The 15,647-nt window shown below is 66.8% G+C and carries 16 protein-coding genes; 9 read left to right on the top strand and 7 right to left on the bottom strand.

Annotation, left to right across the window (positions count from 1 at the left end; genetic code table 11):
• Nucleotides 1–116: 116 nt before the first annotated feature.
• Nucleotides 117–1,196, bottom strand: a complete 1,080-nt coding sequence (locus ACGLHS_RS07780; RefSeq protein WP_394478490.1) for an alpha/beta fold hydrolase — start codon at nucleotides 1,194–1,196, stop codon at nucleotides 117–119.
• 220 nt (nucleotides 1,197–1,416) lie between these two features.
• On the opposite strand from ACGLHS_RS07780, the gene ACGLHS_RS07775 reads away from it, so the two are divergent.
• The 3 genes from ACGLHS_RS07775 (at nucleotide 1,417) to lpxO (ending at nucleotide 4,523) form a co-directional block, all read left to right on the top strand.
• Nucleotides 1,417–2,100, top strand: coding sequence for a response regulator (locus tag ACGLHS_RS07775; RefSeq protein ID WP_093238458.1), 684 nt, complete (start codon nucleotides 1,417–1,419; stop codon nucleotides 2,098–2,100).
• The gene (locus ACGLHS_RS07770; RefSeq protein WP_093238460.1) at nucleotides 2,097–3,524 is read left to right on the top strand and encodes a HAMP domain-containing sensor histidine kinase; all 1,428 of its coding nucleotides are present in this window, start codon (nucleotides 2,097–2,099) and stop codon (nucleotides 3,522–3,524) included. Before ACGLHS_RS07775 ends, ACGLHS_RS07770 begins: the two co-directional genes overlap by 4 nt.
• A 102-nt stretch (nucleotides 3,525–3,626) precedes the next feature.
• The gene (lpxO, locus tag ACGLHS_RS07765; RefSeq protein WP_093238461.1) at nucleotides 3,627–4,523 is read left to right on the top strand and encodes a lipid A hydroxylase LpxO; all 897 of its coding nucleotides are present in this window, start codon (nucleotides 3,627–3,629) and stop codon (nucleotides 4,521–4,523) included.
• A gap of 37 nt (nucleotides 4,524–4,560) precedes the next feature.
• Here lpxO and ACGLHS_RS07760 read toward each other — a convergent pair whose 3' ends face one another.
• Entirely contained in the window at nucleotides 4,561–5,250 is a 690-nt protein-coding gene (locus ACGLHS_RS07760; RefSeq protein ID WP_394478487.1) for a phosphatase PAP2 family protein, read from the bottom strand.
• Between the two features lie 132 nt (nucleotides 5,251–5,382).
• Here ACGLHS_RS07760 and ACGLHS_RS07755 point away from each other — a divergent pair, with 132 nt between their 5' ends.
• Entirely contained in the window at nucleotides 5,383–6,066 is a 684-nt protein-coding gene (locus ACGLHS_RS07755) for a response regulator transcription factor (RefSeq protein ID WP_093238462.1), read from the top strand.
• Nucleotides 6,063–7,409 carry a sensor histidine kinase gene (locus ACGLHS_RS07750; RefSeq protein ID WP_394478485.1) on the top strand — a complete coding sequence of 449 codons (1,347 nt, stop codon included), beginning with the start codon at nucleotides 6,063–6,065 and terminating at the stop codon, nucleotides 7,407–7,409. The genes ACGLHS_RS07755 and ACGLHS_RS07750 overlap by 4 nt, the downstream gene beginning before the upstream one ends.
• Here ACGLHS_RS07750 and ACGLHS_RS07745 read toward each other — a convergent pair.
• Entirely contained in the window at nucleotides 7,393–8,586 is a 1,194-nt protein-coding gene (locus ACGLHS_RS07745; RefSeq protein WP_394478483.1) for an acyltransferase family protein, read from the bottom strand. The two genes, ACGLHS_RS07750 and ACGLHS_RS07745, sit on opposite strands and share 17 nt — an antisense overlap.
• Before the next feature lie 73 nt (nucleotides 8,587–8,659).
• Here ACGLHS_RS07745 and ACGLHS_RS07740 point away from each other — a divergent pair, with 73 nt between their 5' ends.
• The 4 genes from ACGLHS_RS07740 (at nucleotide 8,660) to ACGLHS_RS07725 (ending at nucleotide 11,853) form a co-directional block, all read left to right on the top strand.
• On the top strand, nucleotides 8,660–8,929 hold the full coding sequence (locus ACGLHS_RS07740) for an oxidoreductase-like domain-containing protein (RefSeq protein WP_394478481.1): 270 nt from the start codon (nucleotides 8,660–8,662) through the stop codon (nucleotides 8,927–8,929).
• 60 nt (nucleotides 8,930–8,989) lie between these two features.
• Nucleotides 8,990–9,949, top strand: a complete 960-nt coding sequence (locus ACGLHS_RS07735; protein ID WP_394478479.1) for a DUF3829 domain-containing protein — start codon at nucleotides 8,990–8,992, stop codon at nucleotides 9,947–9,949.
• Between the two features lie 110 nt (nucleotides 9,950–10,059).
• Nucleotides 10,060–10,968, top strand: a complete 909-nt coding sequence (locus tag ACGLHS_RS07730; RefSeq protein ID WP_394478477.1) for a helix-turn-helix domain-containing protein — start codon at nucleotides 10,060–10,062, stop codon at nucleotides 10,966–10,968.
• Nucleotides 10,969–11,106: 138 nt separating this feature from the next.
• Nucleotides 11,107–11,853, top strand: a complete 747-nt coding sequence (locus ACGLHS_RS07725) for an SDR family oxidoreductase (RefSeq protein WP_394478475.1) — start codon at nucleotides 11,107–11,109, stop codon at nucleotides 11,851–11,853.
• A 74-nt stretch (nucleotides 11,854–11,927) separates the two neighbouring features.
• On the opposite strand, the gene ACGLHS_RS07720 is transcribed toward ACGLHS_RS07725, so the two are convergent.
• The 4 genes from ACGLHS_RS07720 to ACGLHS_RS07705 all read right to left on the bottom strand — a co-directional run bounded on the left by ACGLHS_RS07720 (nucleotide 11,928) and on the right by ACGLHS_RS07705 (nucleotide 15,505).
• Nucleotides 11,928–12,698 (bottom strand): ABC transporter permease, encoded by a 771-nt coding sequence (locus tag ACGLHS_RS07720; RefSeq protein ID WP_093238469.1) that lies wholly within the window; start codon nucleotides 12,696–12,698, stop codon nucleotides 11,928–11,930.
• A gap of 13 nt (nucleotides 12,699–12,711) precedes the next feature.
• Nucleotides 12,712–13,569 carry an ABC transporter ATP-binding protein gene (locus ACGLHS_RS07715; RefSeq protein WP_394478472.1) on the bottom strand — a complete coding sequence of 286 codons (858 nt, stop codon included), beginning with the start codon at nucleotides 13,567–13,569 and terminating at the stop codon, nucleotides 12,712–12,714.
• Nucleotides 13,569–14,603 (bottom strand): ABC transporter substrate-binding protein, encoded by a 1,035-nt coding sequence (locus tag ACGLHS_RS07710; RefSeq protein WP_394478470.1) that lies wholly within the window; start codon nucleotides 14,601–14,603, stop codon nucleotides 13,569–13,571. Before ACGLHS_RS07710 ends, ACGLHS_RS07715 begins: the two co-directional genes overlap by 1 nt.
• A 128-nt stretch (nucleotides 14,604–14,731) precedes the next feature.
• Nucleotides 14,732–15,505: an IclR family transcriptional regulator gene (locus ACGLHS_RS07705; protein WP_394478468.1), complete on the bottom strand. Its 774-nt coding sequence runs from the start codon at nucleotides 15,503–15,505 to the stop codon at nucleotides 14,732–14,734.
• Between the last annotated feature and the right edge of the window lie 142 nt (nucleotides 15,506–15,647).

Below are 15,647 nucleotides of genomic sequence, written 5' to 3'. Positions count from 1 at the left end.
CGCGACGGCCGAACCGCCGGCGCGACGCTCTTCATGGCTGAAGGCGCGGGCCGGCGGCATCGCATGCCCAGGCAGCAGCAAGGCGCACGCGATGGCGGGGGAGGTGGTGTCGGCGCTCAGGCCCACGTCATGAACTGGATCGCCCGCAACACCTCGGCCTCGCGCTCCATGTAGAAGTCGGTGTGGCCGCAGTTGTCGAGGGTCAGCCGGTGCGGGGTGTTCAGCGCGGCCACCAGGAGATTCGAGTCCGAGATGCGCGCGCGCCGCAAGATGCGCAGGTAGTCGGCCGCGTCCTTCTCGGTCTTTGCGTCCAGCGGCAATTCGAGCCAGGGAAACAGGTCGCGGTTGTCGGCGGGCAGGGCGGTCACGACCAGCGCCGGGGCGCGCACGGCCTTGTAGTCCGGCGAGAAGCTGTGGGCGGCCGTGTCCACGGCGGTGTCGATGGCTTCCGACGTTTTCATTCGCACGCTGCCGTCGATGCGCAGGTCGACGGCATCGAGCAGGTTCGCCTCGAGCGGGGGCCACCAGTTCTTGGTCTTGCGCCGATTGAACGCGATGGCGGCCTGCAACGAGCGGCTGTCCCTGGCGGTTGGCCTGGGTTCGTCGAGCCGGCGGTTGAGCGGCAGTTCCTCGCCGCCGGTGTCGCCGTTCAGCGTGTAATCGAAGGTGGTGTCGAGGTAGACCAGCCCGCGCACCCGCTCGGGGTAGCGGCCTGCAAAACGCGTCAGCTCGTTGCCCGCGATCGAATGGCCGCCGAGCACCACGCGCAAGAGGCCCAGTTCGTCGAGCACCGCCTTCAGGTCGGAGGTGAGCGTGTCCACCTCGTAGTGCTGCGTCGCCGTCTTCACCGGCACGGGCTTGTCGGACAGGCCGTAGCCTCGCCGGCTGATCGCCAGCACGCGCGAGCGGGACGCCAGCGCGGGCGCGAGGCTGTCGAAGCAGCGGGCGTTGCCGCCCAGGCCCGGCAGCAGCACAATGGTCGGCCCGGTGGTGCCGGGGCGCTGCCAGTCGCGCACCTGCAAAGACACATCGGGCGTGCCCGACACCTTCACGCGCCGGTCGGTGACGGCCACGGGTCCGTTGCCCGTGCCGGTTCCGGCCCCGACGCGCGCACCGCTGCTGCCGCCGCAGGCCGCGAGCCCGGCGACACCTGCAAGTGCAAAGGCCGGCGGGCAGGCCGCCAGGGCGCGCAGCACGTCTCTGCGCCGGGGTTGAAACCGGGTGGGTCGGGCAGGCGGGACTGGTGGTCGATTCAAATCGATGCTCCGTGTGCAAGGGGTAAGGGGTCGCTCCAGTGTCGTTTTCGTACCTGAAGAACCGCTGCGGGATTAATGAAGATTTCCTGAAGTGCGCTGCCAGGGCTTGGCAGATACTTCGGCCCTTATCCCGGAATCGGGCGATTTCGCGTGGAGACCCATGAATCTTTTGCTTGTTGAGGACGACCTTGATCTCGGCAATGGCGTGCGCATCGCCCTGGCCAATCAGGGCATGGACGTGGTGTGGGTCCGCCGCCTGGACGATGCGCTGCGTACCCTCGACGGCGGAACCTTCGACATGGTGCTGCTCGACCTCGGGCTGCCCGATGGCGACGGGCTCGACCTGCTGTTCCGCCTGCGCCGCGACCGGCAGATCCTGCCGGTGCTGGTGCTGAGCGCACGCGATGCGCTCAACGACCGCCTGCGCAGCCTGGACGACGGCGCCGACGACTACCTCGTCAAGCCCTTCGCGCTGGCCGAGCTGCTGTCGCGCGTGCGGGCATTGGCGCGCCGCAGCTACGGCTTCAACGACGAGACCATCCGCATGCGCGGCCTGGCGCTGCACGAGCCCACGCGCGGCGTGATCGTCGACGGCGAGCCGGTGGAACTGTCGCGCTGCGAGTTCGACCTGCTGGCGCTGCTGCTCAAGCGCACCGGCCGCGTGGTCACGCGCCGCGTGATGGAAGAGCAGGTGCTGCCCGGCGGGCAGGCCAACGGCAGCAACTCGCTGGAAGTGCATATCTCCAACTTGCGCCGCAAGATCGGCCAGGGCTACATCCGCACGGTGCGCGGCATCGGTTATGTGATCGACGTGCAATCGCTGGTGCGGAGCAGCCCGAAATGATGCAGGCGCTGGCGCAGCGCTGGAAGAACTGGAAACAACCTTCCCTGATGCGGCGCCTGCTGCTGGCGCAGATGGGCGTGGTCGCGCTGCTGTGGACCATGGCCATCGCGCTGCTGCTGTACGACTCGTACGAAGACCCGGAGCTGCTGAAGTACGACAAGATCTTCCAGACCGTCACCTCGATCGCGCAGAACCTGGCCGATCGGCCCGACAAGCAGCAGGAAACGCTTGCCGCCTTCGACGCTGCGCTGCTCGAAACCGTGGGCGACGGCGACGCCGCATCGGACACCTCGCCCGTCATGCAGGTGTGGCAACGCGGCAAGCTGATCTATCGCTCGACGGCGGCCGTGCCCGTCATCCTGAATTCGGCGCCGAACCTCATCGAGACCGTCAAGGCGGGCGGGCGCGAGTGGCGTGCGCGCACGCTGGCGTCGCCCAACTCCGACACCAGCGTGATGCTGGCCGAACCCAGCGTCTGGCGGTTGACGGTCACGGTCATGTACCGGGGCTTCTACCTGCTGCCGCTGGTGATCAGCCTGCCGTTTCTGATCTTTCCGGCGTGGCTGTCGGTGCGGCTGGCGCTGCGTCCGTGGCGGCAGGTGAGCAAGGAGACCGCCGAGCGCGGCCCGAACGACCTGACGCCGCTGTCGTACACGCCGCCCCACAAGGAACTGCAGCCGCTGGTGCAGAGCATCAACAGCCTGTTGCAGCGCGTGCGCGACAGCACCTCGCGCGAGCGCAGCCTGATCGCCGATGCGGCCCACGAGCTGCGCACGCCGCTGGCCGCGATGCGCGTGAACGTGGAGGCGCTGAAAGAGCAGAGCACCGACGAGGGCCAGCGCGAACTGATGGGCAACCTGCTGCGAAGCAACGACCGCGCGGCGCGGCTGGTAGGCCAGTTGCTGCAGCTCATGCGCAGCGACGCGGTGTCCGACAACACGCTGCCGGTCATGCTGTCGCTCGATGCGCTGGTGCAAGACCGGCTGGCCATGATCGAAGGCCTGGCCAGTGCCCGCGACGTCGAGCTGGAGTTGGTGAGCGACGAGCGCGTGCCGGTGCTCGGCGAGCGCGAGAGCCTGGTCTCGATGATCGACAACCTCATCAACAACGCCATCAAGTACAGCCCGCCGGGCGCGACCGTCACGGTGCACGTGGCCTGCGACGGCGCGCAGGCCCTGCTGACGGTGGCCGACCAGGGGCCCGGCATTCCGGCCGTGCTGCGCGAGCGGGTGTTCGACCGCTTCTTCCGCAACCCCGACCAGAGCCAGAGCGGCAGCGGCCTGGGGCTGGCCATCGTCAAGTCCGTGGTCGACAAGCACGGCGGCGAAGTGGTGCTGGGCGAAGCCCCGGGGGGCGGCCTGCTGGCCTCGGTGCGGCTGCCGCTGGCGATGGCCGAGGCGCCGCAGCCCATGCTCTGCAGCTGAACCTTCTTCCCCGGGGTCGGGACACGGTCAAAGAGCCTGGTCAGGTCCGTTTCGGGGCCCCGATTTACACTAGCCGGTGCGCTCTACAGGACACTTTCCAAAATGAAGTGGGTCATTCTTGCTATCTTCGCGCTCAGCGCGCTCTACGTTCATTTCCGCGGCCAGGTCCGGCACAAGTTCTTCAGACAGCTCTCTGACCACTCGACCTTCCTCGCCCCGCTGAACGTCTTCATGTACCTTTTCTCGAAGGTGCCGGGTACGCCGTACCTGTCGCCCGCGCAGTTTCCTGAAATGCGCATCCTCGAAGAAAACTGGGAAGTCATCCGCGAAGAAGCGCTGGCCATGCGCAACGGCGGCAGCATCAAGGCATCGAGCCAGTTCAACGACGTGGGCTTCAACTCCTTCTTCAAGAGTGGCTGGAAGCGCTTCTACCTCAAGTGGTACGACGAGGCGCATCCGTCGGCCGCGGTGCTGTGCCCGCGCACGACCGAACTGCTCAAGGGCATCGGCACCATCAAGGCCGCCATGTTTGCCGAGCTGCCACCCGGCAGCCGCCTGGTGCGCCATCGCGACCCCTTCGCCGGTTCGCTGCGCTACCACCTGGGCCTGTGGACCCCCGGCGTCGAAGGCTGCTACATCGACGTGGACGGCCAGCGCTACCACTGGCGCGACGGCGAGGCCGTGGTGTTCGACGAAACCTTCATCCACTACGCCGAGAACACGACCGACCACGACCGCGTGATCCTGTTCTGCGACATCGAGCGCCCGCTGAAGTACCGCTGGGCCAGTGCGGTGAACCGCTGGTTCGCCAAGAACCTGCTGGCCGCCGCCAGCTCGCCCAACGATGCGGGCGACAAGACGGGCGGCATCAACCGCGCGTTCAAGTACATCTACCAGATCCGCGTGGTCGGCAAGCGCCTGAAGGCCTGGGACAAGCGCGTGTACTACCTTGTGAAGTGGGCCATCTTCGGCGGCCTCGCCCTCTGGATCTTCTGGTGAGACCCCGTGCCCAGGGTGCTCAAGATGCCCTGGGCGCCTAGGCTTCGCGCCACACCAGCCCGCTGCGCGCGGTTCCTGCCCAGCTGACCACGCCCGCGAGCAGCATGCCGCCGAGCACGTCGATCAGCACGTGCTGGCGCGTCGCCAGCGTCGAATAGACGATGCCCAGCGACCACAGCACATTCACCGCATGCGTCCAGCCGGGCGCCCTCACGCTGCGCAGCTGGCGCCCCAGCATCACCGTGGTGAGCACCGCGAACGCGACGTGCAGCGACGGAAAGGCATTGCCGCCCACGTCGGTGGCCTTGAGGAACTGCAGCGCCGGGTAGTTCGCCCAGTCGACCGGAAACACCGGCACCGTGGTCGGAAAGAACCAGAAGACCACCAGGCCGACGGTCGCCATGATCGCGGCGTCGCGTGCACAGGCCCACAGTTCGGCCTTGTCCCTTGCAAGGGCCGAGGGCAGCGAGATGTAGAACCACAGCGAGCCGTACAGCAGCATCGCATCGTCGCTCACGCCGACCCAGTGGTCGAGCGGGGTGAGCGGCATCACCGTCGGCTCCGACGGCGGGTTGTGCATCACCCAGAAGTACAGGAAGAAAAAGCCCGTGATGCCGAGCGCGGTGCCGATCATCTTGACCACCCAGAGCGTGGCGATCCGCTGTCCCAACGCCATGTACCAGGGCACTGAACGCAGGGTAGAGGGGCTCGCGGGGCGGGATGTCACCGATGAAGGGTGTGTAGGACGAAACGGCACAGCTTATGCACCTGCATTGCGCGAACATTGCGCCTTCCTTGCGAAGCCCTCTCCTAGAATGGCCCGCTTCTTTTTCCAGCACCCGGTGCACTGCCTCCCCTCATGAGAATCCTGCTTGTCGAAGACGAAGTCGATCTGGCGCAAGCCCTGGCGTCGGCGCTGCGTCAGAACCAGGCGGTGGTCGACGTGGCGGGCTCGCTGCGCGAAGCTGAAGAAGCCGTGCTCGGCGCCCAGCATGACGTGATCGTGCTCGACCGCGGCCTGCCCGATGGCGATGGCCTGTCGCTCGTGTCCTTCCTGCGCCAGAACGATATCGCCACGGCGGTGCTGGTGCTCACCGCCATGACCGACGTGGCCGAGCGCGTGCTGAGCCTCGACGGCGGTGCCGACGACTACCTCGCCAAGCCCTTCTCGATGGACGAGTTGATGGCGCGCGTGCGCGCGCTGGCGCGGCGCCCGGCGGTGCGCACCCACCTCGTCATGACGCTCGGCCAGCTGCACTTCGACCATCACGCGCGGCAGGCCCATGTGGGCGAGCAGAGCCTCACCTTGCCGCGCCGCGAACTGCTCGTGCTCGAAGCCCTGCTGGAGCACCGCGGCCGCACGGTGCTGCGCGAGGCGCTGCAAGACCGCGTGTACGGCCACAAGGACGAGATCCAGTCCAACGCGCTCGACACGCACGTCTCGCGCCTGCGCTCCAAGCTCGACAAGGCCGGCGCGCAGGTCGAGATCCATGCCATACGCGGCGTGGGCTACCTGATCTGCGCCACGTCGTCTTCCCCATGATGAGCCTGCTCTCGCTGCGATGGCGGCTGATCTGGAGCCTGATCCTGTTGCAGGTGGTGGTCGGCTCGCTGGTGCTGGGCGGCTTCATCGGCCTGGTCTGGGTGCTGGGCCGCATGGTCGATGAAACCGGGCAGGAGACCATCGGGGTGATCCAGCGGGCGCTGGCCCGCGATGCCCAAGGCAAGCTCGTCATGGCGCCGACGTCCGAGTTCCAGCGCCTGCAGAAGGCCGATCCACCCTTCTGGTTCATCGCCCGCGATGACAAGGGCGGTGAAATCCGCGAAGGCGAGGTGCCGCCGAGGTACGTCGCGCTCCTGTCCGCACTCAACGGCATGGAGCGCATGGGCATCGAGCCCTCGTCGGACAACACGCAGCCCAAGGCCCGCTTCGAGCGCGTGCAGAGCAGTGCGGGCCCGGTCAACGTGATGGTGCAGACCGGCGGCCCGCTGACGGTCAAGAACACGCTCAAGGGCACGGGCATGGTGTTCCTGTTCCTGGTCGCACCGATGGCGCTGCTGACCAGCCTCGGCGTGATCCTGGCCACGCCGTTCGTGGTCAAGCGCGGCCTGAAGGGCGTGGTGGCCACCGCCGAACATGCGGAGAGCATCGACGTGCACGAGCGCACCACGCGCCTGCCGCTGGACAACGTGGCCAGCGAGATCCGGCCGCTGGTCAATGCCGTCAACCGCGCCTTCGACCGCCTCAACGAAGGCTACGACCGGCAGGAGCGCTTTCTGGCCGATGCGGCGCACGAGTTGCGCACGCCCATCACCACGCTGCAGATCCACCTCGAAGGGCTGCCGAACGGTCCGCTCAAGGTGAAGCTGATGCAGGCCTCGGCGCGACTGGCCACGCTCGCCGAGCAGTTGCTCGACCTGCAGCGCCTCGACCACATCGCATCGCACGACCAGCAGGTGGACCTGAAGGCGCTGTGCGAACGGGCGGCGGCCGACATCGCGCCACTGGCGATCATGAACCGCTGCACGCTGTCGGTCGATGCACCGCACGTGCTGGCGGTGCGCGGCGATGCGCCCTCGCTCGAGCGCGCGCTTGCCAACCTGATCCAGAACGCCATCGAGCATGGCGGGCAGGGTTGCGACATCCAGGTGCGGCTGTGCGAGCCGTCGTGCATCGAGGTGCTCGACTCGGGCCCCGGCATTCCCGAAGCCGACCGCGAGCGCGTGGTGGCGCCGTTCCACCGGCTCGTGCCGCGCGGCCGCGGGGCCGGCCTCGGGCTGCACCTGGTGGCCGAGGTCGCGCGCTTGCATGGCGGCCAGCTGACCATCGGATCGAGCGAGTCGGGCGGCGCGAAGATGCGGCTCGAACTCAACCTCGACGCCTGAGCAGCCTGAACGATTTGAGTGCGCCGAACCCTCCCGGCGCCCTGAGCGCGCGGTTGCACGGATCGGAAAAACACCGCGCCACCGCCTGCCCCAGCAGGCCCGAGGCCGCGACCACGGCCACGAACCAGAGCGGAATCCACGCAGGCGATGCGTCGGCCTGCAGGTACAGCCAGGCGGCGGGAATCACCACGAACATGTGGCTCAGGTAGACCTCGTAGCTGTGCCGCCCGAACCAGCGCAGCGGCGCAGCCGCGGCGCTTTCGCACCATGTCCACGGCCGCCATTGCGTGGCCACCAGCAGCAGCGCCACGCCCATCTCGAGCAGCGTCACCTGCAAGCCGAAGCGCGTCAGGCCCAGGTGAAACACCTCCTTGCGAAAGCAGAAGACACCCACGCTCAGCACCACGCCCGCGATCAGCACGAGCCGCTGCACGGCCACCGACGGCAGCCGGGGCATGCGGTGCGCGAGCAGGGCCGCAAGGCAGCCGAAGGCGATGCCGTCCATGCCGGAGAGGTACGAGTGGTCTTGCCAGAGTTCGTTGTCGCTGAACACGCTGCGCGCGAACGGCCCGAGCGCGATCGGCACGAGCAGCAGCAGGCCCAGCCGCCGTTCGTTGCGCATCAGCACGCAGAGCAGGGGAAAGCCCAGGTAGAAGGCCTCTTCCACCGACAGCGACCACAGCACGCCCCATGGCCCTGGCAGGTAGCCGACCTGTGCCTCCAGCCAGTTGAGATGCAGCCCCAGCGCCGCCAGCAACGCACGCCAGAGCGAGACCTTGTCGGTGTCGAGCGCGAACCATGCGCTGCCCGCCAGATGCAGCACGCTCAACACCGCCAGGAGCAGCAGCAGGCTCGGCAGGATGCGCGCGGCGCGCAAGCGATAGAACGCCGCGGGCCGCACCTGCGACAGCCGGCCCCAGCGGCGGATCGATGCGCTCGTGATGAGATAGCCCGAGACCACGAAGAACACGATCACCGCGTAGTAGCCGCTGCGAAAAAGAATGCCGGTGAGCCGCGGCCCCAGCGATTGCGCCAGCGCCGGCGGACCGAACGGAATGCGCAGGTTCGCATGCAGCAGGATGACGAACACCACCAGCAGGCCACGCAGCAGATCGACGTGCGCCATGCGCGGCAGCGTGGCCGGAAAGACAGACGGGTTGGCAGCGGAGCGGGCCATCGCCGCGATTCTGTGCGAGCACACGGCGCCGTCCCTGAAGAGCTGCTGAAGCACCGACAATCGACCGCTGCCCATGCCTTTCGCCGACACAGACTTTCCCCCGCCGACCAACCTCGCGAGCGCCCAGGCGCTGATCGCGGCCATCCGGTCCGAAGCCGCCGCACAACAGGTCGACTTGCGCGTGCCGCCACCCGAGCCCACCACCTGCTGCGGGCGCGGCTGCAACGGCTGCGTGTGGGAGGGCTGGCTGGCGGCCGTGGCCTACTGGCGCGACGAAGCGTCGCTGCTGCTCGCCTCGCCGGAAGGCCTTGCCGCACCCGCCAGCCATAGCACAGGAACCTGAAGAAGACGGCGGTCGCCGCCGTTTAGAGTCTGCGGATTCATCACCTCAGGAGGAACCCGCATGACAGCATTTCGCACGCACAACGCCGCCCGTCTCGTTGCCGTTCTGGCCCTGCCGCTGACCGTCGTCCTGGCCGGATGCAAGCCGGATGCGCCGGCGTCGTCGGCGGTACCGACCGCTGCGCCCGGCCTGGTCGTGCCTGAAAAGCAGCAGGTCGAAAAACTGAATGCCTACGTGATGGCCTACAACAAGCTGCTGCAATGGCACAGCTTCGGCAAGATCCTGCGCGACTACCAGCGCGCCAATCCGAAGATCGCCAAGGCCGGCGCGCCGCTGGACAGCTACAGCTTCGGCGGTGGCGACGTCGACGCCGCCCTGCGCGCGTTCGAGAAGGCGATGGCCATGACGCAGTCTCTGCCGGAGCTGGACGAACCCGGCAAGGCGCTCAAGGCTGCGCTCGAAGCGGTCAACCCGCTGATCAAGGAAGCCCGCACCTACGAAAGCACCAAGGAATATCTGAGCGACAAGGGCGCCAAGGCGCGCCAGATGGACGGCCCGCTGGTTGCGGCCCTGAGTGCGGCCAACAAGGCCACCGTGGCCTTCGGCACGGCGCTGTCGGCGCAGACGCTCAAGCGCGATGAGGCGGAACTGGCCACGCTCAAGCCCGGAACCGTCGGCTTCCACAAGCTGAAGGTCTCGCTCGAAACCCGCAAGCTCGCGACCGCCGTGAAGGCCGCGCTCGACGACAAGCAGAACGTGCCCGCCATCGACACCGCGCTGCAGGCCGTGAGCGCCGCGAACACCGAGCTCGGCACGCTGCGCAAGGACCCGAAGGCACCGCCCGCGTGGGACCCGGTGTGCGCGATGTACAAGGACAAGATCGACAGCCTCATCGGCGGCACGCGCACGCTGGTGGCCGCCATGAAAGACGGTTCGGGCAAATCGGTGGGCGAGGCCGCCAGCCAGTGGTTCGACATGCGCAACAGCGCGGTCGACGCGTCGAACAACTGCGGCGGTTGAGGCGGCCGAGGGGCTTCGCGCACTGCCCATCCGCGGCGTCGATGCCTCGTCACTGGACCCGAGGCACCGACGATGCGATCCTTGCAACGCAGCACCGACCGACGAACGCCATGCCTTCAACAGACCGCGCAACCGCCGAAGCGCTTGACGAGCGCGTACCGGGCGAACTGATTGCCAGCAGCAAGGGCAAGCCGTGGAAAGACCTGCTCGTGCAGGTCTTCCAGCGCCGACCGGTGCAGGAGAGCCCGATCATCCCGGCCGTGCCCGAGCCGCTCATCGTATGGGTGCTCTCGGGAAGCGCCGTCGTGGAAGAGCGCGAACTGGGCGGCACCTGGATTGCCAATGCGGTCAACGTCGGCGACTTCTTCCTGACCACATCTCCGAGGCCGTGCGAGCTTCGCTGGACGACGCGAGGCAGGGAGCCTTTTCGCGTGATGCATGTCTACCTGGGGCTCGACGTCATGCGCCGGGCCTTCAAGGAGATCCAGCCCGACGACGAGCCGGTGCTGGTGCTCAGGGAGGTGTCCGGCGCGAGCGATCCGACGCTGTCGCTCTTCCTCGAACAATTGCGCAGCGAACTCATGTCGCGGCACAAGCCCAGCGCGTTGATGGTGCAGGGGCTCGCCCAGGGCTTGGCGGTCCATCTTGCGCGCGCGTATCCCGACCCCGGCAAGCGCTCTCCCGCACCGCGCGGCGGCCTGCCCGCGTTCAAGCTCCACCGCATCATCGACATGCTCGAGGCCGGATTGGCCCGGAGCTTCCAGCTCGAACCGCTGGCACGCGCGGCGGGGCTCAGTGAATTCCATTTCTGTCGCGCATTCAAGAAGACGACGGGCTTTGCGCCTTCGCGCTACTTCATCCGCATGCGCATCGAACGTGCGCGCCGTTTGCTGCGCGACACCACGAAGCCTGTGATCGAGATCGGTCTCGACGTCGGCTACACCAGCCCCAGCCACTTTGCCCAGGTCTTCAGGCGCGAGGTGGGCGTGGCGCCGAGTGAATACCGCGGCAGGAGCTGAGCCGACGGACAGCAAGATCCCGACAGTGTCCGCAACGGCGCGAGCGCTCCAAACGCGCTGCAAGCCGACCATTCATCCCGTGCCGAAGAGGCACGACAAGGTACGAAACCTCAACTGGATGAATGGAAGAAAACTGTCATGGAACTCAATGGAAAAGTCGCACTGGTCTCCGGTGCTTCAAGCGGGATCGGTGCCGCAACCGCGCGCAAGTTGGCTGCCAATGGCGTGAAGGTCGGTGTCGCCGCCCGCCGCCGCGACCGGCTCGATCGACTCGTGGCCGATATCCGTGCCGCGGGCGGCGAGGCGCTGGCAATCGAGATGGATGTCACCGACCAGGCATCCGTCGCCTCGGGCGTGCGCAAGCTGGCGGACGCCTGGGGCGCGATCGACATCGCCTTCAACAACGCCGGCCTGATGCCCATCTCGGATGTCGAAAGCCTCAAGACCGATGAATGGCATCGCATGATGGATGTCAACGTGAAGGGCCTGCTCAACACGACAGCGGAAGTGCTGCCGTACATGAAGCGGCAAGGTGGTGGCCATATCGTGAACACTTCGTCGATTGCGGGCCGCAAGGTGTTTCCGGGGCTGTCGGTCTATTGCGCCAGCAAGCATGCGGTCACGGCGTTCTCGGAAGGGCTGCGGCTGGAGGTTGCACCGAAGCACAACATCCGCGTGACCTGCATTCAGCCCGGCGCGGTCGAGTCGGAGCTGTTCGAACACATCTCCGACGAAAAGTACCGCGAGCAGATGGAAGCGCTGAAGGACCAGATGACCTTTCTCAAGGCCGAGGACATCGCCGACACCATCCTCTTCGCGCTGAAGGCGCCGAAGCACGTCAACGTGGCCGAGGTCTTCGTGCTGCCGACCACGCAGCCCTGGTAAGGCCGCATTGGCGCGGGTCGGGGCACGAGGATGCCCGTGCCCGGCTTGCGCCGGGCCGCGACGTGGTCGTGCGCTTACTGGTTCTGCGAACCGCGGTGCGCCCAGCCGGTGGTGTGCTTTTCAATCACGCTGAAAAGCTCGTACATCAGCATGGCCATCGCGCCCACCACCATCAGGCCCGCGAAGGCCAGGCCCATCTGCATGGCCGAGCCGGCGGAGATCAGCAGGTAGCCGATGCCTTCGTTGGCGGCCGTCATCTCGCTCACCGTGGTGCCGACGAAGGCCAGCGTGATGGCGACCTTCAGCGAGCCGAAGAAGTAGGGCATGGAGCGCGGCAGGCCGATCTTCATGAGCACGTCCCAGCGCTTGGCGCCGAGCACGCGCAGCACGTCTTCGAGCTCGGGCTCCAGCGTGGCCAGGCCGGTCGCGATGTTGACCATGATCGGGAAGAAGCTGATCAGGAAGGCCGTGAGGATCGCCGGGCCGACGCCGATGCCGAACCACACCACCAGAATCGGCACGAAGGCCGCCTTGGGCAGCGCGTTGAAGGCCGTCATCAGCGGGTAGATCGCCGCATAGGCAATGCGCGAGCTGCCGATGACGAAGCCCATCAGCACGCCCACCACGATCGCCAGGCCAAAGCCCGCCATCGTGACCCAGAAGGTGCGCCACGCGTGGCCCGCGATGATTTCCTTGTATTCCCAGAACTGCGTCCAGATGCGCCAAGGGCTCGGGAAGATGAAGTCGGAAACCTCGAAGCCCGCGCAGATGATCTGCCACAGCAGGATCACCGCGACCAGCAGCAGCCACGGCGACCAGCGTTCGATTTGCTTGGTGTTCTTCATGGGTGCGCTCCGCTCAGTGCGACACGGCGGCGGCCGTTTGCGCCGCGCTGATGCCCGTGTTGCGGATGGCGCCGATGTGCCCGCGAAGCTCCAGCACGATGTCGGTGAACTCCTTCGTGTAGGTGAGTTCGAGTTCGCGTGGACGCGGCAGTTCGATCTCGCGCTTGACCACGAAGCGTCCCGGGCTCTTGCTCATCACGTACACCGTGTCGGCCAGGAACACCGATTCGCGCAGGTCGTGCGTGACCAGGATCACGTTGAACTGCTGCTCGGTCCAGAGGTCGCGCAGGATGCACCACAGCTCTTCGCGCGTGAACGCATCGAGCGCGCCGAAGGGCTCGTCGAGCAGCAGCATCTTGGGTTCGTGGATGAGCGCGCGGCAGATGCTCGCGCGCTGCTGCATGCCGCCCGAGAGCTGCCACGGAAACTTGTCTTCATAGCCCGCAAGGCCCACCTTCTGCAGCAGTTTGCGCGCGCGCTCGACGTATTCCTTGCGCCTGGCCTTGAAGTTCGATCGGTAGGGCTCGACGATTTCAAGCGGCAGCAGCACGTTGTCGACCGTGGTGCGCCACGGCAGCAGCGACGGTGCCTGGAAGGCCATGCCCGAGATCTTCAGCGGCCCGGTGACCGGTGCACCGTCGATGCGGATCTTGCCCATCGACGGCATCTTCAGCCCGGTGGTGAGCTTCATGAAGGTCGACTTGCCGCAGCCCGAAGGCCCGACGATGGCGATGAATTCGCCGCGCCTGACCTTCAGGTCGATGGCCTCGACCGCGAAGTGGTTCGCGCGCAGCAGCTCTTCGTTGTAGGCGAGCCAGACGTCCTGGAAATCGACGAAGGGAGCCGTGGTGTCCGACGGGGCTGCCTGCATCACTTGCGCAGGACGGTGTTGAGTTCAGCGGCGGGCGGCAGCAGCGAGGCTGTCCACACGGCATCGGGGCTCACGCGGGTCTTGGTGTTGAACGCGTCCGACACCTGCGACGCCATCAGTGCCATGCGGCCCGCGTTGACCACGCCGAAGCCCTCGGTGCGCGCATCGGGGCTGTTGATGACGGTGTCGATGGCCAGTTGCAGGCGGCGTGTTTCGAGCTTGCTGTCGACGATGCCGTCGCGCGCCTTCACCGAGGCGATGGCTGCGGCCGGGTTGGCAATGACTTCCTTCGCGCCCTTGGTGAAGGCTGAGAGGAAGGCCTTCACCGCCGCCGGGTTCTCCTTGATGAGCTTGGGCGACGCGATGATGACGTTGCCGTAGAGCTTCACGCCGTAGTCGGGGTAGGGAAGGATCACCACGTCGGCCGTCTTGGCGCCGCGCGCCTCGAGGTTGAGCAGCGAGGTGAAGGTGAAGCCGGTGATGGCGTCGATGTCGCCGCGCATCAGCATGGTTTCGCGCAGCGTCGGGTCCATCGCGGTCCAGTTGACGGCGCCGATGTTGTTGGCTTTCGCGAAGATCGGGAAGGCGCGGCGGCCCGCGTCGAACACCGGCGCGCCGAGCTTCTTGCCCGTGAGGTCGACCGGCTTGGTGATGCCGCTCTTCTTGAGCGCCATGACCGAGGCCGGCGTGTTGTTGTAGACCATCATCACCGCGACCGGCTTGTTCGGGCTGTCGGGGTTGTTGGCGTGGAATTCCATGAGCGCCGCGAGGTCGGCAAAACCCATTTCGTAGGCGCCCGAGGCCACGCGCGTGACGGTGCCGCCCGAGCCGTTGCCGGCGTCGATGGTCACGTCGAGGCCGGCGGCCTTGAAGTAGCCCTTGGCGGCGGGGTGCAGGAACAGCGCGGCCGGTCCTTCGAAGCGCCAGTCGAGCTGGAACTTGATCGGCGTCGGGGTCTGCGCAAAGGCCGGAGCAAGGCCGAAGCTCAGAGCCGAGGCGGCGAGGAAGGACTGGATCAGTTGGCGCTTGTTCATGCGGTTTCCGTGAATGTGAATGCTTCGGCATTCAAGCAAAAACGGTGCCCGCACGCGATTGGTGCGAACCCTTCCGGTGAAACACGGTGGTGCATGGCCTGCACCTTCCAGGGGTTCAGCCCCGGGATTCAGGCATCCGGCGCACCGAAGCCGAGCCAATAAGGGTCGCCGACCCGCTTGCCAACGCTGCTGGCGGCATCGCGCACGATCGCGCCGAAACGTTCGATGAGCGGCTCCGACAGCAGCTCCGCCGGCAGCGCGATGCCGAAGGCGTAGGTCTGGCGCGTGGCGGCGTCGAACACCGCCGACGAAATGCCGGCCACGTTGGTCACGTATTCGCCGCGCGACAAGGCCCAGCCGGTCTCGCGGATGACGGCCAGCCGGCCCAGCAGATCCTTGCGGGTTTTCGGCGCATGGCCGCGGCCCTGGTCAAGCCGGGTGCCCAGCAGCGCGACCACTTCGTCGTCGCTTTGGCGGGCCAGCAGCGCACGGCCCATGGCGCTCGAGTAAGCCGGCGCGCGGCTGCCCGGCGGCGTGTAGATCTGCAGCGCGCCGGCGCCGGTGCGCATCTGGATCACCAGCGTGTCGACGCCGTCGAGCACGTTGATGTAGCCGGTGAAGCTGGTCTCGCGCACCAGGGCATCGAGCGCCTCTTCCACCAGCGATGCCGCGTTGCGCGAGGCGCGGAAGTGGTACGAGGCTTCCATGATCACGCCGCCCGGCCGGTAGGCGCGCGTGGCCGCGTCGCGGTCGAGAAAACCGTAGCTGGCCATCATGCTCAGCGTGCGCGAGGCCGAGCTTTTCGGCAGGCCCAGCTCGGTCACCACGTCCGTCACGGTGATGTCGCGGCGCAGCCGCGCGATCAGCTTCAGGACGTCCATGGCGTTGGCGAGGGTGCTCATATTTCTTGGCTTGTGGCGGGTTGGGGATCATAGGTTCGACCGCATCGGGGTCTTCCCGGATGGGTGCGAACGCGCCTTGACAGCGGATTGCGCCGTCCTATCATTCGGTTCTATTTTATTGGATTGAGTTCCAAAAAATGGA

This window comes from Variovorax sp. VaC1 (assembly GCF_043658315.1).
Lineage (GTDB): Bacteria > Pseudomonadota > Gammaproteobacteria > Burkholderiales > Burkholderiaceae_C > Variovorax.
The sequence above is the reverse complement of the archived record's forward strand: the minus strand, read 5'-3'. Positions and strand labels throughout refer to the sequence as shown.

Coding starts and splice junctions, on each gene's coding strand:
- ACGLHS_RS07775 (WP_093238458.1), top strand. CDS start 1,417: ATGAATCTTTTGCTTGTTGAGGACGACCTTGATCTCGGCAATGGCGTG.
- ACGLHS_RS07770 (WP_093238460.1), top strand. CDS start 2,097: ATGATGCAGGCGCTGGCGCAGCGCTGGAAGAACTGGAAACAACCTTCC.
- lpxO (WP_093238461.1), top strand. CDS start 3,627: ATGAAGTGGGTCATTCTTGCTATCTTCGCGCTCAGCGCGCTCTACGTT.
- ACGLHS_RS07755 (WP_093238462.1), top strand. CDS start 5,383: ATGAGAATCCTGCTTGTCGAAGACGAAGTCGATCTGGCGCAAGCCCTG.
- ACGLHS_RS07750 (WP_394478485.1), top strand. CDS start 6,063: ATGATGAGCCTGCTCTCGCTGCGATGGCGGCTGATCTGGAGCCTGATC.
- ACGLHS_RS07745 (WP_394478483.1), bottom strand. CDS start 8,586: ATGGCCCGCTCCGCTGCCAACCCGTCTGTCTTTCCGGCCACGCTGCCG.
- ACGLHS_RS07740 (WP_394478481.1), top strand. CDS start 8,660: ATGCCTTTCGCCGACACAGACTTTCCCCCGCCGACCAACCTCGCGAGC.
- ACGLHS_RS07735 (WP_394478479.1), top strand. CDS start 8,990: ATGACAGCATTTCGCACGCACAACGCCGCCCGTCTCGTTGCCGTTCTG.
- ACGLHS_RS07730 (WP_394478477.1), top strand. CDS start 10,060: ATGCCTTCAACAGACCGCGCAACCGCCGAAGCGCTTGACGAGCGCGTA.
- ACGLHS_RS07725 (WP_394478475.1), top strand. CDS start 11,107: ATGGAACTCAATGGAAAAGTCGCACTGGTCTCCGGTGCTTCAAGCGGG.
- ACGLHS_RS07720 (WP_093238469.1), bottom strand. CDS start 12,698: ATGAAGAACACCAAGCAAATCGAACGCTGGTCGCCGTGGCTGCTGCTG.
- ACGLHS_RS07715 (WP_394478472.1), bottom strand. CDS start 13,569: ATGCAGGCAGCCCCGTCGGACACCACGGCTCCCTTCGTCGATTTCCAG.
- ACGLHS_RS07710 (WP_394478470.1), bottom strand. CDS start 14,603: ATGAACAAGCGCCAACTGATCCAGTCCTTCCTCGCCGCCTCGGCTCTG.
- ACGLHS_RS07705 (WP_394478468.1), bottom strand. CDS start 15,505: ATGAGCACCCTCGCCAACGCCATGGACGTCCTGAAGCTGATCGCGCGG.